The following is a 21,331-nucleotide window of genomic DNA, read 5'->3' as shown; positions in this document are numbered from 1 at the left end:
TTTCTGGCGCGGTCGCGGGTCGGTCGGTGATGGTGCTCGGTGCGTCGCTCACGCGTCCCCCGCGGTTCACGCGTCGCCCATCACAAGGCCGGAGCCCGGGCGGGTGCGCGTCGTCAGGCTCGCCGCGATCTCGAACAGCCCGATCAGCAGATGCGGCATGTAGACCTGATCGGCGAAGCCGAACAGCCAGGGCGAGGCGGCGAGCAGCACCCCGCTGCCGGCATCGAGCCCGAGATGGACCGGCATCGGAATGGCCCGGACCGCGCCGAGCTCGTAATCCGTGAAGAAGCTGTAGATCACCGCCGCGAAGCCAAGCGCGACGGGGATGAATTCGGCGGCGCCGCCGTCGGCGAAGCCGAGCAGATAGGGCGCCGCCATCAAAACGAGCCCGACGACATAGTCGATGATACCGTGGAGGCGGGTCGGGATGACGCGCATGCGGGCCGTTCCTGTTCGAGACCGAGGGGCAAACACCGCCTCGCGCTCGACTGTTCCGGCGACCCCGTGCGCTGTCGTCCGCCGGCGGACACTGGCGAAAGCGACATTTCGCGTTCCGCCGGCTCGGTCTCGACCCGGCGTGATCGCGATTTCAGGCCGATGCGTCGCGACCGATGTCCGAATGGATCGGCGTGCCGCGCCCGTTCACGGACCCCCCCGATCGCGAGGCGCCGCCATGGACGCGCTCCGGCGCCGACAACCCGCCGGCAGCCTCGTCGTTGTCGTGCCAAAGTCCCTCGGCCTGCAGATGCCACATCTGCGCGAACGCGCCGCCGCGGCGGCGCAGGTCGGCCGGGGTGCCGTCCTCGACGATCCGTCCGTCGATCATCACCAGCACGCGGTCGAAGCTCGCCAGCGTGGAGAGGCGATGCGCCACTGCGATGACGGTGCGCCCCGCCATGGCGCGCAGGATCTCGCGGTGGACGGCGATCTCGGACTGAGTGTCGAGCGCCGACGTCGCCTCGTCGAGGATCAGAATCGGGACTTTTTTCAGGAGCGCGCGGGCAATTCCGTTCCGCTGCCCGCCGGAGAGCTTCAGGCCGCGCTCCCCGACCACGGTGTCGTAACCGATCGAAAGACCGCGGACGAAGCCGTCGCACTGGGCGGCCTTCGCCGCGGCGAGTACCTCCGCGTCGGAGGCGTCGGGCCGACCGAACCGGATATTGTCGCGCACGCTGCGGTGAAACAGCGTCACCTCCTGAGGCACCACCGCGAGGTTGGCGCGCAGGCTTTCCTGCGACACGTCCGCGATCGGCGTTCCGTCGATCAGGATGGCTCCGGCGTCGATATCGTGGAGGCGCTGGAGCAAGGCCACGAAAGTCGACTTCCCGGCGCCCGACGGACCGACGATGCCGACCGTCTGGCCCGGCGGGATGTCGACGTCGACGTCGTGGAGCACGGCGCGACCGCCACGACCGTAGCCGAAGCGCACGCGCTCGAACCTCAGGCCGCCGCTGGCGTGGGGCAGGGCCGGGGCGCCCGGCCGGTCGCGAACGTCCTGGCGGCGGCCGATCACGCCCAGCGTGTCCTCGATGGCGCCGAACTGCTGGACCATGTCGACGAGCGCCAGCGCCATGTCGCGCGAGCCGTGCAGGATGCGGAACGTCAGGGCGCTCACGACGACCACGTCGCCAGGCGTTATGCGGCCGGCGATCCACGAATTCACGGCCCAGGTGAGCATGCCGCCCGCCATCGCCCAGAGCACGACATCGTGGAGGAGCCGGGCTTTCTCGGTGTACATCCAGCTCGCGCGCTGCGCGCCCGCCTCGATCCCGCAGGCCGCTCCGAGCCGCGCCCGCTCCCGTGCCCGCGACGAGAAGGCCTTCACGGCCCACATGTTCGAGATCACGTCGACGAGGCCGCCCGAAACGTCGCTCGCCAGCGCCGCATACCCGCACCTTCCTGGCGCGAGATGCGCGGGGCGACACGGCGAAACACTGAGCCATCATTGCAGACTGCTGGAGGCCCATTGCCGGCCGCCGCGGGCTTCGAGCTGTTCTATAAGTTCGGGCGCAGGCGAAGCGAAGGATGCGTCGGGGAGCACTCGCTCCATCGAGATCGACGCCTTCGTCCCACGCGACGAGATCGACACCCGCTTTCTGGACGCACCGTATTTCGTCGTGCCGAACGACAAGGTGGGGCAGGAGGCCTTCGCGGTGATCCGGGAGGCCATGCGCGGCAAGGGCATGGTGGCGCTCGGCCGTGTGGTGCTGGCGCGGCGCGAGCGGGTGCTGGCGCTAGAAGCCTTCGGAAAGGGACTTCGCGGAACGCTGCTTCGTTACCCTTACGAAGTGCGCAGCGAGGAGCCGTATTTCGACGAGATCCCGGAGATCAGCATCCCGACGGAGATGCTGACGCTGGCCGAGCACATCCTCGACAGCAAAACGACCGGGTTCGACCCGGCGCACTTCAACGATCGCCACGAGGAGGCACTGGTCGAGCTCCTGCGCAAGAAGCAGGCGGGCCTGCCGGCCGAGGCGCCGGCGCCGGAGCGCTCGCCGGCGACGGTGATCAACTTGATGGATGCGCTCAAGCGCAGCATCGCGGCAGAGGAGGGCTCCCGGACCGCCCCGGCGCCGAGCAAATCAAGACGCTCGAAGAAGGCCGCGAAGCCATCGAGCGGACAGCGTGAGATGTTCCTGCCCATTCCGGGGAAGCGAACCGGCAAAGCGGCCGCGGAGGAACCGGCGCGACCGCGGACCCGCGGCCGCAAGACGGGCTGAGCGGCGAGGCGCCGCGGCCATGCTCGCAGCCACGGACCACGTCGTCTGCATCGAATGCCTGCGCTGCGGCCATCGCGGCGCCATCGACGGAACGACGCTCGCCGGTCATGGCCTGCGCCCCGACGTGAGCCTCGCCGAGCTGACGCGCGCTCTGGTGTGCCAGGTCTGCGGCAGCCGGGCCACGAAGGCGTTCCGGAGCGAGCCGACGGAAGTCGCGGGATTCCTGGCAGGGTGACGAGCCGGCAGATTTGGTCCGGCCCGGTGGACGACCGGCGCGACGGCCAGGTCACCCCGAAGTCGGACGATTTGGCGCTCTCCTCGCTCGGCAGGATTCCTTCTTTCGCGAGCCCGCGTTTGAGAAGCTCCCTTGCCGACGCACGGCTCGGCATCGTCGAGCGAAGCGCCAGTCGTCCAATGCCCTGATCTCCTCGTGCGTCAACATCACCTGCAGCCGTTCTTCTCGTTTGTCATTCATCAGCCACGGCATATCGGAAACAGAGTGGTCACCTTACTCATTCGGCGGCAGTGAAGTAAACGGTGGGAAGGGCAGCATTGTCACTTCGTCCGATGAATACGATGAGTTACATATCAGTATTATCTTGATAATCGAGAACTTTCGGATCAACCGCGATCTCGTCGAGCCGATGCCGACGCTGCTCGACAACGGCAACCGCGACGGCGACCTGCAGTCGATCTGCCGGCTCGACGACGGCCGTCGGCTGGTGTCGATCCTGGCGACCGGGCGCATGTTCAACGCCAACGAGATGGACGGGATCGTGGCGCGTGCGGAGGGCTCCAAGATGGCCGCAGAGTCGCAGATCGAGAGCACCGGCGACGGCGACGACGAGGAGCAGTTCGTCGTCTTCCGGTTGATGGACGAGGAATACGGCGTCTCGATCGAGGCCGTGCAGGAGATCGTGCGCGTTCCGGACGAGCTCACCCGCATCCCCAAGACGCCGCACTTCATCGAAGGCGTGATCAACCTGCGGGGCGTCGTCCTGCCGGTGATCGACCAGCGTCGCCGCTTCGGGCTCGCCTCGACCCAGCGTAACGATCGTCAACGGATCATGGTGTTCACCATTCACGGGGTTCGCACCGGCTTCATCGTCGACCAGGTCTCGGAGGTGATGCGGATCCCCGCGAAGGTGATCCGTCCGGCTCCGGAGCTGTCGGAGGAGCAGAAGCGCATGATCCGCCGTGTCGCCAATCTCGAGCAACAGAAACGGATGATCCTGCTGCTGGAAGTGACCCAGCTCCTCGACGTGAACGAGGTCGAGGGCATGGCGACCCGGCATTGACGCGTGCTTCGGCGCGGGCGTTCGGCCCGCGCCTCCTCTCCGACCCGGTCAGGCGACATGATCAAGGTGCTGGTGGTCGACGATTCGGCGCTGATGCGGAAGCATCTCACCGACCTCTTTGAATCCGAGGGTGACTACGCGGTGCGGACGGCCCGCAACGGCGTCGAGGCGCTCGCCGCTCTCGAAACGTTCGATCCCGACGTCGTCACCCTCGACATCAACATGCCGGAGATGGACGGGATCACCTGCCTGGCCCGCATCATGCAGCAGCGCCCCAAGCCGGTGCTGATGGTCTCCTCGCTGACCGAGGAAGGCGCCGAGGCGACCCTGCAGGCCCTGAGCCTCGGTGCCGTCGACTTCGTGCACAAGCCGGGCGGCACGATCTCGCTGTCGATCGATCAGATCCGCCGGGAGATTCTCGTCAAGGTGCGTGAATCGATCGGGGCGCGGGTCCGCCGCAGCGCCGGCCTGCGCGGCCGCCTGAGGGCGGAACGCGACCGCATCGCCGGACGTCCCGACTTCGGCCCGCGCCGCCCCGCGTCGACCACGAGCCGCGGCGGGTTCGGCCTCGTCCTCGTCGGAGTCTCGACCGGCGGTCCCGGCACGTTGGAGGAGATCGTCCCGCGGTTGCCGGCCGACTTTCCGTGGGCGGTGCTGATCGCGCAGCACATGCCGGGCACCTTCACCACCGTCTTCGCGCGGCGTCTCGACGAAATGAGCGACGTCAAGGTCGTCGAGGCGTCGCACCAGATGCCGATCGCGCCCGGCACCGTCTACGTCGCCAAGGGCGATGCCGATCTCGTGGTGAGCCGGCGCGCCAGCGGCATGATCGCCACGCCGGTGCCGAGCAGCCGCGACCATGTTTGGCATCCGAGCGTCGCCCGCCTGGTCGCGAGCGCGATCGACGCTGTCCCGGTCGCCCAGCTCGTCGGCGTGCAGCTCACCGGCATGGGTGACGACGGCGCCGCCGAGATGGCGCGCCTCAACCAGCTCGGCGGACGCACGATCGCCCAGGACGCCGAGACCTGTGTGGTGTTCGGCATGCCGAACGAGCTGATCCGCCGAGGCGCGCCGATCGCGTGCTGCCGGACGACCGGATCGGCGAACAGCTCGTCGACTGGGTGCTGGCCGCACCACAGACCTTCAGATCGAGGCGGGCGTGAGCATGGGACTGGTGAAAGCTGCGCGAGTCCGGTCCTCGGGCGAGCATCCGGCGCCGATGCCCGTGGTGCTCGATCTTCCGACGCGCCTCGCCGCCCTCGACTCGCCCGACGCCGCCGGACGGCGGCGCGCCGTTCGCGATCTCGCGGGCGAATCGTCCGCGGTGCCGGCGCTCTGCGGGCGTCTGCTCAAGGAGCAGAACTTGAGCGTCCGCACCGCGCTGTTCACGGCGCTGATCCGTCTGCAGTCTCCCGCCGTGGTGAGCGGCCTGCTGCCGCTCCTGCGGCTCGACGACGCGAACCTGCGCAACGAGGCGATCGACGCCTTGCAGGACATGCCGGAGGAGGTCGGTCCGTTCATCGAGGGCCTGCTCGGCGATCCCGACAGCGACGTTCGGATTCTGGCAATCCAGTTGCTCGGTACCCTGGCGCATCCGCACGCGCCGGGCTGGCTCGTCGACGTCGTCGAAACCGACGGTCACGTGAACGTCTGTGCGGCCGCGGCCGATTGCCTCGCCGAGGTCGGCGGACCCGACGCGATCGGACCGCTGCGACGGCTCGCGCGTCGCTTCCCGGAGGAGCCTTTCGTGGCGTTCGCCGTGGACATGGCCATCCGAAGGATCGAGGGACGATGACGGCGGCCCAGGCCCGCTCCCTCGAGGAGACCATCTCGATCACCCCGGAAGAGTTCGCGAAGCTCTGCGAATTCTTCTACCGGCGGACCGGGATCGTGTTCTCCGAAAAGAAACGCTACTTCGTCGAGCGAAGAGTCCAGGAGAGGATCGCGAAGACGAGGTCGTCGGGCTTCCGCGACTATTTCGGGCTGCTCCGCTTTCAGGCGAGCGGCGAAGAGCTGCAGCAGCTCGTCAACCTGATGACGGTGAACGAGACCTATTTCTTCCGCGAGGACTATCAGTTCACGGCACTGACCCGCGGCATGTTGCCGGAGCTGGCATCCACGCGGAGGCCGGGTGAGCGCATCAGAATATGGTCGCTGCCGTGCTCGACCGGCGAGGAGCCCTATTCGATCGCCATTCATGTGCTGGAGAACTGGCCGCAGTGCGACCAGTACGAGATCCAGATTCTCGCCTCCGACATCGATTCGCGCGTGCTTGCCGACGCCGTCCGCGGCGTCTACGGTGAGCGATCGCTGCAGCGCGTCGGGCCGTCGTTGCGTCAGAAGTATTTCGAGAAGACCAAGGCCGACGAATACCGCCTGCGCGACGAGATCCGCGAGTCGATCGACTTTTCCACCGTGAACGTCGTCGATCGCATGCAGATGGCCGGCTTTCACGGCCTCGACGTGATCTTCTGCCGCAACCTTCTCATCTATTTCGACGACCTTGGTCGCCGCGAGACGGTCGAGACGCTTTACGAGTGCCTCGCCCCTGGCGGCTTCATCTGCCTCGGCCATTCCGAGAACATGAGCCGGATGACCTCGCTGTTCCGGCCGCGCAAGTTCGCCGACACCATCGTTCACCAGAAGCCAATGGACGCCGAGTGAGGCCGCGATGAGCAAGAAGAGCGTATTGGCGGTCGACGACGGCATCACGATGCGGCTGTTCTACCGCGAGGTTCTCGAGAAGGCCGGGTTCGTCGTGGAGGAGGCCGCGAACGGGATCGAGGGGCTCGAACGCGCTCTCATGACCCGTTTCGACCTGATGGTCGTCGACATCAACATGCCGAAGATGAACGGGTACGAGATGGTGCGCCAGATGCGCGACAATCCGGCCCTGAGATCGATTCCCGTCCTCACCGTCTCGACCGAGGAGAAGGAGGGCGACGTGGTCAAGGCCTACGACGCCGGCGCCAACTTCTATCTCGTAAAGCCGGTCCGTCCCGACGATCTCGCTGCAGCGGCACGTCTGCTCACCGGGAGCGTCGCATGACCAACGCGCTGCTCGCCCGCTTCATTCCCGAAGCGCGGGACCTGCTCCAGTCCTCCGCCTCGGGGCTTCTGCGGTTGGAGAAGAACCCGACCGACGCGACCGCGATCAACGAGGTGTTCCGCGCCGTCCACACGCTGAAGGGATCGTCCGGCCTGTTCGACGCGGTGGCGCTGACGCGCCTCGTCCACGCCGCCGAGGATCTCCTCGGCGAAGTGCGTTCGGTCGACCGCGAGCTCGATTCCGATCTGGTCGACACGTTGCTCGACAGCCTCGACCAGGTCAGCGTCTGGATCGACCACCTCGAGCGGCACGAGAGCCTGCCCGAGGACGCCGATCGGGTGTGCAAGGACGCGGTGGCGCGGTTGCGGGCCCATGGTGCGCCGACCGGAGCCCCGGCGAGCGAGGCTGGGGCCGCGGCGGCCGCAGTCGCGGCCGTCGATCTCGATTGGATCGCCGATCTGCCCGAGGCGGACCGCATCGCCGTGTTCGGCCGCGCGTCCCGCGGGCACCCGATCGTCGCCGCCCGGTATCGTCCGGTCGCCGGCTGCTTCTACAGCGGCGAGGATCCGTTCAATCTGGTTCGCCAGGTGCCCGAGCTGGCGGCACTGCGCGTCGCGCCGCAGGCGCCGTGGCCGGCCTTCGGGGATTTCGACCCGTATCAGTGCAATCTGGAGTTCTTCCTGCTCAGCAACGGCCCGCGGGTCGAGATCGAGCATCTGTTCCGTTACGTGTTGGAGCAGGTGGAGATCGAGCAAATCCAGGCCGAGGTCCTGATCCGGCTCGCGGGCGAACACCATGCCGGCCCCGTCCACGACGACTTCGCCGACGACGCGCGAGCGCTCGTCGCGGCGCAGGACTGGGCGACATTGCGGGACGCGACCGCTGCGCTGCTGCGCCTCACCAATCCGGAACTCCACAACGCCGCGGCACTGCGCTGGCTCGCCGCCGTGCTCGGTGCGCCGTTTCCGAACCCGGCCTGGGCGGCGGCCCTGGCCGAGACGGTCGCGGTCGGTGGGGCGCCGGCGTTCGGAGCGCCGCTGCCGGAGTTGCCACGTCCGGTGCTGGCGACGGTGTCGCGTCCTGCGTCAATTGAGCCCGGCCCGAGCAAGGTCATGGCCGACGCCTCGCTCCGTTGGCGGATCGTCGCGGCACAGCGGCGCATCCTCGCGGACGCGCCGGACGCCGATCAGGTTCGCCGTCGCGCACCGGCGGTCGCGCAGGTCCTGGTCGGCCTCGCCCGCAGCGCCGGAGACGAGCGGCGGGCGGCCGACATCGCCGTGGCCGGCGAGACGGCGGAGGTCGAGGGCAGCGCGGCCATGCTGCTCGCGCTGGTGGACGGCTGGCTCGCGACCGACGCAGTGACCGACGATCCGGCCGTAACGGCGCTTTCGCAGAACCAAGACGATTCGGCCGATGGAGCCCCGAGCGCACGCAATGGCGTGCCGACCAAGGCGGACCCCGCACGCGACGAGCGCAATGGGCCGGCCCGGATGCTCAAAGTCGACCAGGCCAAGGTCGATCTTCTAATGAACCTGATCGGCGAGCTGGTCGTCTCCAAGAACAGTCTGCCGTTTCTCGCCAAGCGCGCCGAGCAAATCCACGGGTCGCGAGAGATGGCGCGCGAGATCAAGGACCAGTACGCGGTGATCGATCGCCTTACCCAGGAGATGCAGGGCGCGATCATGCAGGTGCGCATGCTGCCGGTGAGCGAAGTATTCGACCGCTTCCCGCGACTCGTGCGCGATCTCGCTCGCAAGTTGTCGAAGAAGATCGAGCTCGTCATCGAAGGCGAGGACACGGCCGCCGACAAGACGATCGTCGAGGCGCTCGGCGATCCGCTGCTGCATATCGTCCGCAATGCGCTCGACCACGGCATCGAGCAGCCGGCCGACCGCGTCCGCGCTGGCAAGCCGGAGCAGGCGAGGCTGGTGCTGAAGGCGTCTCAGGAGGCAGACCAGGTCGTCATCGAGGTGACGGACGACGGCCGCGGGATCGATCCCGACAAGGTGCGCGCCGCCGCCCTCTCGAAGGGCGTGATCGACGAGGCCGAGGCCGCCCGACTGACCGAGCAGGAGGCGATCGAGCTGATCTTCCGCCCGGGATTCTCGACCGCCGCGCAGGTTTCGGACCTCTCGGGGCGTGGCGTCGGGCTCGACGTCGCGCTCACCACGGTCGAAAAGCTCGGCGGCCGCATCGGAGTCACGTCCCGGCGCGGAGCCGGAACGACGGTGCGGATCGGACTCCCGCTCAGCATGGCGGTGACCCGCGTGATGGTCGTCGAGGTCGCCGGAGAGCTCTACGGCATCCCGATGGACATCATCGCCGAGACGGTCCGGGTGCCGCGCCGTCGGGTCAAGACGATCAAGCAGGCGCCGGCCTTCGTGCTCCGCGACACCGTCGTTCCGCTGCTGCGGCTGTCGCACACCCTCGGCTGCGCCGACCGCCTCGCGGCCGAAGACGGCGACGAGGCCGTGCTGGTGTGCCGCATCGGGGGCAACCCGATCGGACTTGTCGTCGACAGCTTCCGCGAAGGCATGGACGTCATCCTCAAGCCGTTCGACGGGGTGCTCTCCGGGATGCGCGGCTTCGCCGGCACGGCGCTGCTCGGCGACGGGCACGTGCTCCTGGTGCTCGATCTGAAGGAGCTGTTGTGATGCCGCTGCGTTTCGAGGGGCCGAACGTGGTCTTTGAGGGGGCCTGCATGGTGGAGGAGGCGCTCGGCCTCGCCGAGCACTGGCGCGCCGAGCCACCCGGCACTGCCGACCTGTCCGCCTGCACATATCTCCACACCGCGCTCCTGCAGGTCATCGCGGTCGCGGCCCCTACCGCGGTCGTCGCACCGGCCGATCCGCTGCTCGCGCGCTGGATCATGCCGGTCCTCACGCCATCCGCCCTGCCCGGGAATGCCGCGTCATGAGCCTCGTTCTCTCCGTTTCCAACCGGAAGGGCGGCTCGGGCAAGACCACCACCGCCGTCAACCTCGCGGCCGAGTGGGCGGCGCGCGGCCAGCGCACGCTGCTCGTCGATCTCGACACCCAGGGCCACGCCGGTTTCGGCTTCGACATCGTTCCGCGCCGCGGCGAGCCGACCGTGCACGCCCTGTTCGAAGATCCTACCTTCGATCTCGGACGTGCCGTCTATCCGACGACCTACCCGAACCTGTTCGTCGCACCGGCCGACCAGATGTACGAGGGCGTACCGGCCGGCACCGACCGGACCTTGCTCGCCCGCCAGCTCCGCCGGCCGGACATCGCCGCGGCGTTCGACGTGATCGTGATCGACACGCCGCCGGCCGGCGACGCCGTCCTGCTCAACGCGCTGGTCGCGGCCGATGCCGTGCTGATTCCAATCGTCCCGCATGCGTTGTCGGCGGAGGGCGTGAAGCAGCTCACCCGCCTCCTGTTCCGCGTCGCCTCCCACCTCAATCGCGATCTGAGGCTGTTCGGGATCCTGCCCGTGATGCTGAACAGCAGAATCAATCTGCATCGCGCCGTGGTCGACGAGGTGACGACCCAGTTCGGCAGGAACAGGCTGATGAAGGCGATCCGCAGCGACATCCAGGTGGCCGAAGCCTTCGCGGCCCGCAAGCCGGTGCGCGCCTATGCGCCGCGCAGCCGCGGCGCCCTCGACTACCATCTCCTCGTCGAAGAACTCGCCGCTCTGTGGCGCTGGCCCGGTTCGTCTCCCGCTCCTCCCCTCCTGTCCAGTTCGGCCGCGAAAGGCGCCTGCCAATGAGCATCACCATCATGATCGTCGACGACTCTCCCACCATGCTGATGAGCCTGGAGGGCGTGTTGACCAAGGCCGGCTTCGCTGTCGCTCAGGCGAAGAGCGGCGAAGAAGCGCTCGACAGGCTGCGCGCCGGGCCGCGACCCGCCATGGTGATCACCGACCTGAACATGGGAGCCATGAACGGAATAGAACTTATCAGAAGCGTTCGTAAGCTTCCTGGTCATCAATTCGTGCCCATGGTGATGCTGTCGACGGAGTCCCAGCAGGACAGGCGGATCGAGGCGAAATCGGCCGGGGCCACCGGCTGGATCGTAAAGCCAGTCGAACCGGCCGCCCTGCTCCAGGTCATCCGTCAGCTCGTTCCGGGTGCATAGGCCGTGACCCTCGCCGCGCTGCTGGCTCGTCCGAATACGATCGTCCCCGCCGTGGCGGCCTCCGTTGCGGCGGCCGCCGCCGGGACGCTCGTCGGCGGCACGTCGGCGGGTCTCGGGCTGCTCCTCGCGGCGAGCGCGGTCGCCACGCTGGTCGCGGCCCTCGCAGCCTCCGTCCTGGTCGACAAGCTTCGCGGTGAGGCCGGCACGTCGCCAGACACACCGAAGATTGAACTCGCGGCCGAGGTCGCGAGGTCCGCCGACGGCGTGCCGCACCAATCCGCGGAGACCGCGTTGTTGGTGCCGCGGGAAGACGCCGGTCGCAGCCACGCGGCGGCGATTGCCGAGGAGGTCCGGTTGTACCGCCCGGCACTCCAGGCGATCCGTCGCGAGGCGACCGAGGTCAGCAGTGACACCGAGCAGGCGGCCATCGCGATCATCGGTCGCCTCAAGACCGTCGACAGCGAGATCGAGGCTCTGCTGAGCTTCCTGAATACGTCGAGTTCCAACGAAAAGGTCATCGAGATCATCGCTCGGACCGAGCAGAGCCTGCAGGAGAGCCGGTCGCTTCTGGAAACATTCCTCACCCAGCGCACCGAGGATATCGACGACAGCCGTACCCGACTGGTCGGGATCGAGGGCATGACGGCCGAGGTCGCGAGCGCGGTCCAGGACATTCGGACGATCGCACGCCAGACCAACGTGCTCGCGCTGAACGCGACCATCGAGGCGGTTCGGGCCGGCGATGCGGGACGCGGCTTCGCGGTCGTCGCGAAGGAAGTGAAGGACCTGTCCCATCAGTCGGACGCGAGCGCGGCGCGGATCGACGAGAAACTCGTCAAGCTTCACGGAGTCGTCGCGGACAGCATTTCGGTCCTGGTGGAAAGCCGCACGGAGCAGGAGCGTCACGCCCTCGACCTGATCGCCAAGTCGATTTCGGGCCTGGCCGGAAACCTGGAATGCCTGGTCACTCACCAGCGCGAAGTCTTGACCAAGGTTCTCGACGAAAGCGGTCGGCTTTCGGACGACATCATCGGCCTGGTCGGCTCGATACAGTTCCAGGACTGCACCCGGCAGCGCCTGCAGCAGGTCACCCGGCTCGCCGACGTGGTCGACGAGCATCTCGAAATCCTCGGATGTAGCGAGGAGGGAACGGCTCTCGGAGCCGAGGCCAGCATCCGGACGAAGCTCGATGCGCTGATGGCGGGTTATGTGATGGCCAGCCAACGGAACATCCATCGAGCAGCGTTCGACGCGACCGCGGCTCAGGAGGACGTCGGTGCGCGCATCGAGCTGTTCTGAACGTCGCGGCCCGAATGGGCCGTATGGCTCGGCCGATGGGGCCAGCCCTCGCGCATCTCTGGACGTGCCGCAGCATCGCGGCCTTCGACAATCGGCCGCCGGCCGGCTCGTAAGAATGTGAGGGTGTCATGGCTTCGGTTCTGCTCGTCGACGACGTCATGATCGCCCGCTACACGCTGCGCCTGTTTCTCGAACGAGGCGGTCATTCCGTCACCGAATGCGGCGGGGGTGACGAGGCGATCCCGATCCTTTCGGCGCAGCGGTTCGATGTGCTTGTGACCGACGTCTGGATGGCGGGCGGAGACGGGCTCAGCCTGATCCGTCGCATCAAGACCGCAGAGCTCGGACTTCCCGTCGTCGCCGTGACCGGCGGGGCACCGCGCGCGCCCCAGGAGTACTCCGTCGACGAAGCACAGAAGGCCGGTGCCGACCGCGTCCTGATGAAGCCGGTCGGTCTCGACGAGCTGCTCCGCGCCGTCGCGGAGGTGACGGCCGAGCGGCTCGATTAGACGAAGCCTCGAAGCGCCGAGAATCCGACCTCAGCACATTCAAGAGCAAAGGTACGGAGCGAAACCACAGCCTCGACGCGACAGCGTCGCGCTCCCCGGACCCCAGGACGATGTCGATGACTGCAATCGCCACCACTCTCGCCAAACACGAAGCCGAGATCCGCGAAGCGTGGTTCGAGCAGATCACGCAGCTCGCGGCCCGCCTGAAGCTGCCGCATCTGGCGCAGACGTTGCGTGCCGACGCCGCCGAATTCCTCGGCGTGTTCGTCGGTGCGGCCCAGACGGGCGATCCGGATAGCCAAAGCGCCGCGCTCGCGAGCCTCCTCCGCAAGACGGCGGAGATCAGCGCCTCCCGGGCGCGGGACGGATTTACGCCGACCGAGACAGCCGGCTTCGTGATGGGACTGAAGGACGTGCTGCTTCCGGTCGTTATTGCCGAGCATGGGACCGACCCCGACGCGCTGGCGGCCGCCCTCACACAGGCCAACAAGCTGGTCGACGACCTCGCCGTCGAAACCTTCGCCACCTTCACCCGCACCCGCGAGGAGATCATCGAGCGGCAGAGCCGGTCGATCCTTGACCTCTCCACCCCGACGCTGAAGATCTGGGACGGAATTCTGCTGATGCCGCTGGTCGGAATCATCGACACGCAGCGTGCCCAGCAGGTGATGGAGGCGATGCTGACCGCGATCACGCGTGAGGAGGCGCGGGTCGCGATCCTTGACGTCACCGGGATTCCGGTGATCGACACCCGCGTCTGCCTCCACCTCACCCGGACCGTCAGTGCCGCACGCCTGCTCGGGGCGCAGGTCGTCGTGACCGGGATCAGCCCCGACGCGGCCCAGACGCTGGTGAAGCTCGACGTCGACCTGAGCCGCATGATCACCCGCGGCTCGCTGCGTGCCGGACTCGCCGAGGCGATGCGACTGCTCGGCTCCGCAGGCGGTCCGGCACCGCGGGAGGCGTCGCGATGAAGGTTCCGATCCTCAGGCTCGGGCGCATTCTGCTGACTTCGGTGCTGGCCGATCTGATCGACGAGCAAGCGGTGCAGCTGCAGTCGGAGATTCTCGCCCTCATCCGCGACGATCGGGCCGACGGTGTCGTCATCGACATCTCGGGCCTCGACGTGGTCGATTCCTACATTGCCCGCCTTCTCAACGAGACGGCCCGCATGGTCAGGATCATCGGGGGTGAGGCGGTGCTGACCGGCATGCAGCCGCTCGTCGCCCTCACTCTCGTCGAAATGGGACGCGAGACGCTGGAGATGCAGACGGCGCTCGATCTCGAGGCGGGTGTGGCCGTTCTGAACGAGCTCATCGCAGCCAAAGGCCCACCGCGGACGATTGCGGCCCCTCACGTCGACGCGTGAGAAGGAAGCGACCATGGACGACCGGCAGGTCCTGCAGACCGTCAAGGTACAACAGGACATCATCAGCGCCAGGCAGGCCGGACGAGACCTCGCCCGGGCAGCAGGGTTCGGGATGGTGGATCAGACCCGGATCGCCACCGCGATCTCCGAGCTCACGCGCAACGCGCTGGTCTACGCAGGCGGAGGCCATTGCGCTATCACGATGAAGCAGAGGAGCGGTCGACGACGATCCGCATCGTTGTGTCCGACCAGGGTCCCGGCATTCCGGACGTCTGCAAGGCGGTCGAGCCCGGTTACTCGGGCGGACGTGGACTGGGGCTGGGGCTCTCGGCCGTCCGCAACCTGATGGGATGTCTGAGCATCGAGAGTCGCCCCGGCCGAACCGAGGTTACCACTAGCATGACGCGACGACGGTGACCCGAACCCTCGCCATGGAATGCCGCGTCACGCGCGAGCTCGACGTCGCGGATGCGCGGCGCCATGCCAAGCAGACGGCGGAGAGTCTTCGGTTCCGGACCGTGAGGGTGTACCGGCTGGTCACGGCCGTGTCCGAGCTCGCGTGCAATCTCTGCTTCCACGCGAGCCGCGGCGGCGTCGTGCGCCTGTTCGTCGTTCGGGCAGGCGACGTCGACGGGATCGAGGTCGTCACCGAGGACGACGGACCCGGCATTGCCGATATCGCACTCGCAATGCGCGATGGCTATTCCACGATCGGTGGATTGGGCTCCGGGCTTCCCGGGACTCAACGTCTGATGGACGAGTTCGTCATCTGGTCCGAGTTCGGGCGCGGCACGCGGGTGACGGCGGTGATTTGGAACAGATGATCGTCGGGGGCGCTACACGTTCATTCCGCGGCGAGACCTGGTGCGGTGACGCCTGGGCCTGTCGCCGGATAGACACCGTCGAGCAGGTCGCTCTCGTCGACGGGCTCGGGCACGGCCGAGAGGCCGCCGCGGCGGCAGAGGCGGCGCTTGCGTCGTTCGCGACGACGGATCGAGCCGGCCCGGATCGGATCCTGTGTCGCATGGACGAGGCAATCCGGACGACGCGTGGGGCCGCCGTCGTCGTTGCCTCGATCGAACCGGCGACACGACGGCTCGTCGTCGCCGGCATCGGAAACGTCAGGGCCGCCCTGTTCGGGCGACGGCGGGTTCACATCGAGTCGGTGCCGGGGATCGTCGGCACCGGGATCCGAACGCCGCGGCCGCTCGAACTCCATTGGACCGATCGGGATCTGCTGGTGCTGTGGAGCGACGGCGTCGCGGCCGGCCTCGACGTCGATCGGAGCCTCCTCCGACTGAAGCACCAGCCGGATGCCGTCGCCCGGCGGCTGCTGGACGAGTTTGCGACCGGAACCGACGACGCGGCCGTCGTCTGCACGCTGCTCGGCGGAACGTCGTCATGAGAGATCTCTCCCTGCGCTACACCGAGCAGATGCTCGTCTATGTTCGATCGGAGGACGAGGCTGCGCTGGCGGCCATCGTCGCAATAGGGTGTGAGATCGTCGCCTCCGATCTGCCGATCGAGGAGATCGCCGGACTCCAGGAGGAGGCCGTGCTGGCGGTCTCGCGGCTGCATTGGACTGAATCACCCGACGTCGTGGTGCGGCGCTCGTCGGTCTGCCTGGCAGAGCTGTTGATCGGCTATTCGGTCGCTTATCGAGACCGCGCCGAGCTCGTCGCGCGCGAACGCCGGCGCATTGCGCAGCACGATCGCCGCCTCGCCGCCCTCGGCCAACTCGTCGGTGGTGTCGCGCACGAGCTGAACAATCTGCTCCAGCCGATCCGCGGCATGGCCGAGCTCGGCCTGCTGGACGTGCCGCCGTCGGGAACGCTGCACACCTATTTCGCCGCCGTTCTTTCGTCGGCCGAGCAGGCGGCCTGTATCGTGCGCGGCATATTGGGCTATTTGCGCCAGGAGGCTCCCCAGCTCCGCCCTATTGGTATCGGTCATGCGTTGGAGCGGAGCGTCGAATTCGCTCGCATGGGCATCGTTCCCGGTTTGCGGCTCCGGCTGGAGGTCGCAGAGCGCGATGCGGTCGTGATAGGCGACGAAAGCGAGCTGACCCAGATCATCGTCAATCTCGTTCAGAACGCGGCTCGTGCGATGCACGGCAAGGGAGACATCGTGATCCGCGTTGAGCGGACTCCGGCCCGGTCGTCCATGGCCGGCGAAGGAGTTCTGATCACGGTTCGCGACGATGGTCCGGGCATGGACGCGACCGTGGCCGCGCAGGCTTTCGACCCGTTCTTCACGACTCGTCCTCCGGGGGAGGGAACCGGCCTTGGACTCGCAATCGTTCGCGAGATCGTGCATGCCTGGGGTGGGGAGGTGAGCCTCGACACCGCGCCCGGACGAGGCACAATGGTCATTGTGAGGCTGCCGGTACAATGCGGTCAGAACAGAGAGCATTGATCGATCGACCACGTTGGAAATATTACCATCGGTCTGATCGGTCACTGTCGTTCGACACTTTCGCGACAGCTGGATAACCGAATGTCAGATCTCGCGGTGGTCGGGAGTATGTGCCTGACGTGGGTCGGCCAGACCGTTCCCTTGGCCGAAGTTCAAGAAACCTGCCGGTGTGCTCCGCCTTGGACGACTCCAGCAGGAGATCCGGACTCTCGGCTGGCTTCCGGGTCTGGCGCGGAGCTTGTCATCGGGCCCGGCCAAAGGCCGGACCCGATGGTGCCGTCCGGAACGACCATCCAACCAACCGAAGTGCCGCTTCAGCGGCCTGCGGCTCACGTCGGCCACTTGGCTTTCTCGCGCAGGCCCAGGGCCGCGTCGCGTGCCTCGGTGACGACCTTACCGTGATCCAGCGCCGTGTAGGCGCCGGCTCGGCGCAGGATGCGGCCGTCGACCATCACGGTATCGACGTTGGTCGGCAACGCGCGTGCGACGACCGTCTCGTAGGGATCGCTCATCGGCGCCAGGTTCGGGTCGCCGACGCGGATCAGCACCAGGTCGGCGCGCTTGCCGGGTGTGATGGAGCCGGTCCGGTCGGCAATGCCGAGATCGACGGCGCCGTCGATGGTGGCGAGCTGCAACAGACGTTTCAGGGTGAGCGGCACCTTGGCGCCGATGCGATGCTGGTGGAGGGCGAACAGCAGGCGCATGGACGCGAACGGATCGACGCTCGCCGAGGCGACATGGTCGGTCGACAGGCTCACCTTGACGCCCGCCTCCAGGAGCTCGCCGAGCTGGATGACGCCGAGCTGCGAGGCGCGGCGGGCCTCGAGCTGTGGCGACATCGAGTAGCTCACGCCGCGCTCCTTCAGGATGACGCGCTCCTCCGGCGTGGTCAGCAGCGGGTGGACGAGCTGCACGTCGGGGCCGAGCAGGCCGGCCTTCTCCAGCTCGGTGATCGGGCTGGCACCGGACGTGTGCATGGTGATCGGGACGCCGAGCGCACGGGCGCCGTCCCAGTCGCGCTTGATGTTCTCGATGGTCAGGATGCCGCGCGACGCGGTGGCGGCGGAGCCGCCGATGGTCATGGCGCCGAGATTGCGCGAGCAGATGCCGAGCGTGAGCAAGCCCGCCGGGTCCGGCATCCAGTCCTTCTTCACACGCGCGAGGCCGGCGAAGTCCATCGGCGCGTCGTCCGGAAGGCCGACCGGCGTCCCGTAGGCCAGTCGGCCCCGGATGCCGACGTCACGCATCGCGGAGAGCTCGGCGTCGGCGTGGTCGGGACTGCGGGTGTTGTGCGCCCAGTTGTGGACCGTGGTGACGCCGGCGGCGAGCGCCTCGGCGGCGCCGAGCCGGGCCGATCGATAGGCATCCTCTGGCGCCATCAGCGGTCCGAGGCGCGCCGTCACCGGGAAGTAGCCGAGGGCCGGGACGTCGGCCCGGACGAACAGCCGGAACATGCTGTTCCACAGATGGAAGTGGGTGTCGATGAAGCCCGGGAGGCAGATCGTGCCGGTGCCGTCGATCACCTGGGCGGCCGGCGCGTCGATCCTTTCGGCGACCGCCACGATGGCGCCGTCGCGCACGTGGACGTCGCCGGCGGCGAGATCCGGCACGGCCGGGTCCATGGTCAGGACGGTGGCCCCGCGGATCACGACCTCGCCTCGGGGTGGCAGCGGCGCGGGCGGCGCACTCGCCGATCGCGACGGCTGTTGCGCCAGGAGCCGGCGCGGCATCAGGGCCGCGCCGCCCAATGCGGACGCCCCCAGCAACAGCCGGCGTCGGCTGAACGACGTGTCGATCATGACGGTCCTCCCATGGGTGATCCCAAGATCGCGCCCCCCACCGCCGGCCGTTCGGCAGGGCGAGGCGCTCCGGCGATTCGGATTTTTGACTATGGGAAAGTGGCACGGGCCGTCGACCTACGGCAAGATCGCCGGCGCGCCGAATCCGCGGCGGCGCGGGCGCTGCCGGGCTTTCCGGTGGCGGCGACACGAGCAGATCATGAAGGAGATCGGCGTCCAGGATGTTCAGAACTGCGCTCGAAGATCGAGACGCATCTGGAGCAGACGAGGAGCCAGGCGGATCGCCTGCGCAGCTGCATCGAACGGCAAGCGGGCAGCACATCCACCTTCAAGGACACGACCGCTCGGGTCTCGGTCTCGGTCAGGCGCTCACCGGTGTGTTGACGAGCGACGGGTGGTGAAGACATCGGTCGCCAGCTTCGCCTTCGAGTAGATGGAAATCGCGATCTACAAAGCGCTCGTCGCTGCGGCGGAGAGCGTCGGCGATCTCGCAAGGAGGTCTGCCAGCAGATTCTCACCGAAGAGCAGGAGCTGGCTGCCTGGTTGGACGAGAACCTGCCGGACGTTACCCGCGCCTTTCTGGCCCGGGATGCATCGGCGACACGAGCCGGAGGCTCATTGGTTGGAGCATCTTGATCGACGGCGTGGCGGTCGAAATCGAACCACCACGCCGCTCATTGTCGTTCTGAGGCCAATGCCTCGATCCCGGACGGGGAGCGCTCGCCGCCTGTGGAGGTGTCAGAACGACTTGAAGTTGCACTTCATGGCCGGGACCACGATGATCTTGCCAGTAGCCGGATTGAACCGCGTGTCCTTGCCGAAGACGCACGCCTTGCCGTCGAGCTTCCCGTCATCGTGGAGGGTCTTGCCGGTCTCCTGATCGAAGACCTTGAAACGCTGTGGGCGGGCGTCGGCCGAACCGGCGGCAGTGGTCAGCACCAGGGCGGCGGCGGCGAAAGCGAGCACGGCACGGGTCATCGGAGCCTCCGAGGGGTTGGGCTTCATGTCGAAGCATGTTCGTATTGATGCCTTGTGCCGGACCTCCGGACCGTGACCTTCCTCACATTGCCTCCGACCATCAGCAGCGGTTTCGACGATCGGGCGCTGCCCGATGTTGACGGTAATTCGAAGGGGTTTCCTGAGCGACTGGAAGCAGCCCGGTGTCGAGGCCGAGGTTCGGGCCACCATTGCCGTAGTTTTTCAGGCTACCGCGGACGGCCATGCGCTGAATGCGTCGCTGCGGGTACGGCTCGCCAGCGCATCTGATCAGCTCGAGGACGCCGCGAAGGCGCTCACGAAGTTACGGCACGCTGGAGAGGAGGCACGTCGTTCGCGGCGTGCTCCTCGCCCCACACATCCTTCATGGACAGGGCGGCGCGGTCACAGGCTGCGCGCATGGGTGCCGGCCAGTGGCCGCCGATGACGATCCCGCAGGCCCGGGACACACCATGACGGCGGTGGTGCCCGCGAAAAAAAGTGGCTGGGGTTTCCGCCGCCCCAGCCACTCGATTTGCGGACCGCGACGGCAGTCCGGCGGACAGGCTAGCGAGCCCAGTAGCCGCCCCAGCCGCCGCCCTGGCTGCCGCGCGAGCCGCCACCGTAGCCGCCCGCACCACCGCCGTAGCCGCCGCCACCACCGCCCCAGCCGCCACCACCGCCCTGGCCATAGACGCCGCCCTGACCGCGGCCGCTGCCGCCACCGTAGACGCCGCCCTGGCCGCGACCGCCTCCCGAGTTGCCGTAGACGCCGCCCTGGCCGCGACCGCCTCCCGCGTTGCCGTAGACGCCGCCTTGGCCACGGCCACCGCCACCGTAGACGCCGCCCTGGCCACGGCCGCCGCCCGCGTTGGTCTTGCAGTTCGTGGCACCCGGCACGCAGGATCCGGGATTCGAAGCTCCGCCGCGTTCAAATAGACCGGACGCGCATCGGACGTGACAAGGAGAACAGCCGCAGTCAGGCGGTCGAGAGCGGCCGACAGCGCGACCTCGTTGGTCCGGTGAAAATCGATGACTTTGCCGATCGAGGCTGCGCGGCGGACGTGCGGAACGAGCAACGCGAAGCGCGCTTTGGCGCTGTCGTCGAAGAGCCTGTCGCGCTCGAGACGGCGAATCGCCAGGGCAGCGGCGCCCGTCGCCGTCCGCTCCAGATTGGAATAGAGCACATCGAGGATGCCTTGCGGCTGCACCCACTCCTGATAGAGCCGCGAGGTCCGGAATTCGTCCAGCGGCATGATATCGTTCACCGCGTGGACGGTGCCGACCTCCAAGAAGGACGACGCCGGAAACAAGGGGTTCAGCGGCGCGTATCTTTCGAAGTAGAGCTGCCGATAATGAAGGTCTTCGCCCCAGGAATGAAACACGACGACCTTTTGAGTCACAATGTCCTGGAAGAACAGGTTGGCGGTGCATCCCTGCACGAAATAACATGCGTGGTGCAGGACATCGGGCCACAGGCTCGCGTCGAGAGACGCATCGTAGATGCGCTCGATCAGCCGGAAGACTTGTTCGAGTTCGTTCATGGACGGCTTTGCTGCACGAACGGCGACACCGACGAATGATCACGCGCCGGCCGGTGCAAGCGAATATCTTTTCACCGAAGCCGGGAACTTCTTGGGTGTGAGTCGCTCGGGGCGGCAAGGGGGGATTTGATGCGGATGGGAATAATAGGCCGTTTTGATTCGCGGTACCAAGCGCGACGTTCTGCCGTGCGCACTGGCCCGGCGATTTCTGTTCGAGACCATTCACGACGGGGCGCTGATTACCATCG

The 21,331-nt window shown here is 67.5% G+C and carries 24 protein-coding genes and 1 pseudogene; 20 read left to right on the top strand and 5 right to left on the bottom strand.

Annotated features, from left to right (window positions below; translation table 11 throughout):
- Nucleotides 1–66: 66 nt before the first annotated feature.
- Both ABTU92_RS17860 and ABTU92_RS17855 read right to left on the bottom strand, forming a co-directional pair.
- On the bottom strand, nucleotides 67–438 hold the full coding sequence (locus ABTU92_RS17860) for a hypothetical protein (RefSeq protein WP_408092982.1): 372 nt from the start codon (nucleotides 436–438) through the stop codon (nucleotides 67–69).
- Nucleotides 439–589: 151 nt separating this feature from the next.
- Nucleotides 590–1,738: an ABC transporter ATP-binding protein gene (locus tag ABTU92_RS17855; protein WP_408092980.1), complete on the bottom strand. Its 1,149-nt coding sequence runs from the start codon at nucleotides 1,736–1,738 to the stop codon at nucleotides 590–592.
- Between ABTU92_RS17855 and ABTU92_RS17850 the strand changes: the two genes are divergently transcribed.
- The 19 genes and pseudogenes from ABTU92_RS17850 (at nucleotide 1,731) to ABTU92_RS17760 (ending at nucleotide 16,765) form a co-directional block, all read left to right on the top strand.
- A complete protein-coding gene (locus tag ABTU92_RS17850) occupies nucleotides 1,731–2,720 on the top strand; it encodes a Ku protein (protein WP_408092978.1) in 990 nt (329 codons plus the stop codon). The two genes, ABTU92_RS17855 and ABTU92_RS17850, sit on opposite strands and share 8 nt — an antisense overlap.
- Nucleotides 2,721–2,739: 19 nt before the next feature.
- Nucleotides 2,740–2,955, top strand: a complete 216-nt coding sequence (locus ABTU92_RS17845; protein ID WP_408092976.1) for a hypothetical protein — start codon at nucleotides 2,740–2,742, stop codon at nucleotides 2,953–2,955.
- A 229-nt stretch (nucleotides 2,956–3,184) separates the two neighbouring features.
- Nucleotides 3,185–4,018, top strand: coding sequence for a chemotaxis protein CheW (locus ABTU92_RS17840; protein WP_408092974.1), 834 nt, complete (start codon nucleotides 3,185–3,187; stop codon nucleotides 4,016–4,018).
- 57 nt (nucleotides 4,019–4,075) lie between these two features.
- Nucleotides 4,076–5,029, top strand: a pseudogene (gene cheB / locus ABTU92_RS17835) (chemotaxis-specific protein-glutamate methyltransferase CheB); the annotation flags it as partial.
- A gap of 154 nt (nucleotides 5,030–5,183) precedes the next feature.
- Nucleotides 5,184–5,813 carry a HEAT repeat domain-containing protein gene (locus tag ABTU92_RS17830; RefSeq protein ID WP_408093024.1) on the top strand — a complete coding sequence of 210 codons (630 nt, stop codon included), beginning with the start codon at nucleotides 5,184–5,186 and terminating at the stop codon, nucleotides 5,811–5,813.
- Nucleotides 5,810–6,682 carry a CheR family methyltransferase gene (locus ABTU92_RS17825; RefSeq protein WP_408093023.1) on the top strand — a complete coding sequence of 291 codons (873 nt, stop codon included), beginning with the start codon at nucleotides 5,810–5,812 and terminating at the stop codon, nucleotides 6,680–6,682. Before ABTU92_RS17830 ends, ABTU92_RS17825 begins: the two co-directional genes overlap by 4 nt.
- Before the next feature lie 7 nt (nucleotides 6,683–6,689).
- Nucleotides 6,690–7,067 (top strand): response regulator, encoded by a 378-nt coding sequence (locus ABTU92_RS17820; RefSeq protein ID WP_408092972.1) that lies wholly within the window; start codon nucleotides 6,690–6,692, stop codon nucleotides 7,065–7,067.
- Nucleotides 7,064–9,721: a chemotaxis protein CheW gene (locus tag ABTU92_RS17815; protein ID WP_408092970.1), complete on the top strand. Its 2,658-nt coding sequence runs from the start codon at nucleotides 7,064–7,066 to the stop codon at nucleotides 9,719–9,721. The genes ABTU92_RS17820 and ABTU92_RS17815 overlap by 4 nt, the downstream gene beginning before the upstream one ends.
- Nucleotides 9,721–9,984 (top strand): hypothetical protein, encoded by a 264-nt coding sequence (locus ABTU92_RS17810; protein ID WP_408092968.1) that lies wholly within the window; start codon nucleotides 9,721–9,723, stop codon nucleotides 9,982–9,984. Before ABTU92_RS17815 ends, ABTU92_RS17810 begins: the two co-directional genes overlap by 1 nt.
- Nucleotides 9,981–10,802 (top strand): ParA family protein, encoded by an 822-nt coding sequence (locus ABTU92_RS17805; RefSeq protein WP_408092966.1) that lies wholly within the window; start codon nucleotides 9,981–9,983, stop codon nucleotides 10,800–10,802. The genes ABTU92_RS17810 and ABTU92_RS17805 overlap by 4 nt, the downstream gene beginning before the upstream one ends.
- Nucleotides 10,799–11,173 (top strand): response regulator, encoded by a 375-nt coding sequence (locus tag ABTU92_RS17800; RefSeq protein ID WP_408092964.1) that lies wholly within the window; start codon nucleotides 10,799–10,801, stop codon nucleotides 11,171–11,173. Before ABTU92_RS17805 ends, ABTU92_RS17800 begins: the two co-directional genes overlap by 4 nt.
- Before the next feature lie 3 nt (nucleotides 11,174–11,176).
- Nucleotides 11,177–12,472, top strand: coding sequence for a methyl-accepting chemotaxis protein (locus tag ABTU92_RS17795; RefSeq protein WP_408092962.1), 1,296 nt, complete (start codon nucleotides 11,177–11,179; stop codon nucleotides 12,470–12,472).
- Nucleotides 12,473–12,600: 128 nt separating this feature from the next.
- On the top strand, nucleotides 12,601–12,981 hold the full coding sequence (locus ABTU92_RS17790) for a response regulator (protein ID WP_408092960.1): 381 nt from the start codon (nucleotides 12,601–12,603) through the stop codon (nucleotides 12,979–12,981).
- A gap of 110 nt (nucleotides 12,982–13,091) precedes the next feature.
- The gene (locus ABTU92_RS17785) at nucleotides 13,092–13,955 is read left to right on the top strand and encodes an STAS domain-containing protein (protein ID WP_408092958.1); all 864 of its coding nucleotides are present in this window, start codon (nucleotides 13,092–13,094) and stop codon (nucleotides 13,953–13,955) included.
- On the top strand, nucleotides 13,952–14,350 hold the full coding sequence (locus ABTU92_RS17780) for an STAS domain-containing protein (protein WP_408092956.1): 399 nt from the start codon (nucleotides 13,952–13,954) through the stop codon (nucleotides 14,348–14,350). Before ABTU92_RS17785 ends, ABTU92_RS17780 begins: the two co-directional genes overlap by 4 nt.
- A 189-nt stretch (nucleotides 14,351–14,539) precedes the next feature.
- Nucleotides 14,540–14,767 carry an ATP-binding protein gene (locus ABTU92_RS17775; RefSeq protein WP_408092954.1) on the top strand — a complete coding sequence of 76 codons (228 nt, stop codon included), beginning with the start codon at nucleotides 14,540–14,542 and terminating at the stop codon, nucleotides 14,765–14,767.
- Nucleotides 14,764–15,174 (top strand): anti-sigma regulatory factor, encoded by a 411-nt coding sequence (locus tag ABTU92_RS17770; RefSeq protein ID WP_408092952.1) that lies wholly within the window; start codon nucleotides 14,764–14,766, stop codon nucleotides 15,172–15,174. The genes ABTU92_RS17775 and ABTU92_RS17770 overlap by 4 nt, the downstream gene beginning before the upstream one ends.
- The gene (locus ABTU92_RS17765) at nucleotides 15,171–15,755 is read left to right on the top strand and encodes a SpoIIE family protein phosphatase (RefSeq protein WP_408092950.1); all 585 of its coding nucleotides are present in this window, start codon (nucleotides 15,171–15,173) and stop codon (nucleotides 15,753–15,755) included. The genes ABTU92_RS17770 and ABTU92_RS17765 overlap by 4 nt, the downstream gene beginning before the upstream one ends.
- Nucleotides 15,752–16,765, top strand: coding sequence for a sensor histidine kinase (locus ABTU92_RS17760; protein WP_408092948.1), 1,014 nt, complete (start codon nucleotides 15,752–15,754; stop codon nucleotides 16,763–16,765). The genes ABTU92_RS17765 and ABTU92_RS17760 overlap by 4 nt, the downstream gene beginning before the upstream one ends.
- A gap of 329 nt (nucleotides 16,766–17,094) precedes the next feature.
- Here ABTU92_RS17760 and ABTU92_RS17755 read toward each other — a convergent pair whose 3' ends face one another.
- The gene (locus ABTU92_RS17755; RefSeq protein WP_408092946.1) at nucleotides 17,095–18,564 is read right to left on the bottom strand and encodes an amidohydrolase family protein; all 1,470 of its coding nucleotides are present in this window, start codon (nucleotides 18,562–18,564) and stop codon (nucleotides 17,095–17,097) included.
- Nucleotides 18,565–18,576: 12 nt separating this feature from the next.
- Between ABTU92_RS17755 and ABTU92_RS17750 the strand changes: the two genes are divergently transcribed.
- The gene (locus ABTU92_RS17750) at nucleotides 18,577–18,948 is read left to right on the top strand and encodes a DUF892 family protein (protein ID WP_408092944.1); all 372 of its coding nucleotides are present in this window, start codon (nucleotides 18,577–18,579) and stop codon (nucleotides 18,946–18,948) included.
- A 354-nt stretch (nucleotides 18,949–19,302) separates the two neighbouring features.
- On the opposite strand, the gene ABTU92_RS17745 is transcribed toward ABTU92_RS17750, so the two are convergent.
- Together ABTU92_RS17745 and ABTU92_RS17740 are read right to left on the bottom strand one after the other, a co-directional pair.
- Nucleotides 19,303–19,542, bottom strand: a complete 240-nt coding sequence (locus ABTU92_RS17745; RefSeq protein ID WP_408092942.1) for a hypothetical protein — start codon at nucleotides 19,540–19,542, stop codon at nucleotides 19,303–19,305.
- 314 nt (nucleotides 19,543–19,856) lie between these two features.
- On the bottom strand, nucleotides 19,857–21,083 hold the full coding sequence (locus ABTU92_RS17740; protein ID WP_408092940.1) for a hypothetical protein: 1,227 nt from the start codon (nucleotides 21,081–21,083) through the stop codon (nucleotides 19,857–19,859).
- Nucleotides 21,084–21,331 lie beyond the last annotated feature (248 nt).

This window comes from Rhodoplanes sp. SY1, assembly GCF_046000175.1.
Lineage (GTDB): Bacteria > Pseudomonadota > Alphaproteobacteria > Rhizobiales > Xanthobacteraceae > Rhodoplanes.
This window is presented reverse-complemented; position numbering and strand designations above follow the sequence as displayed.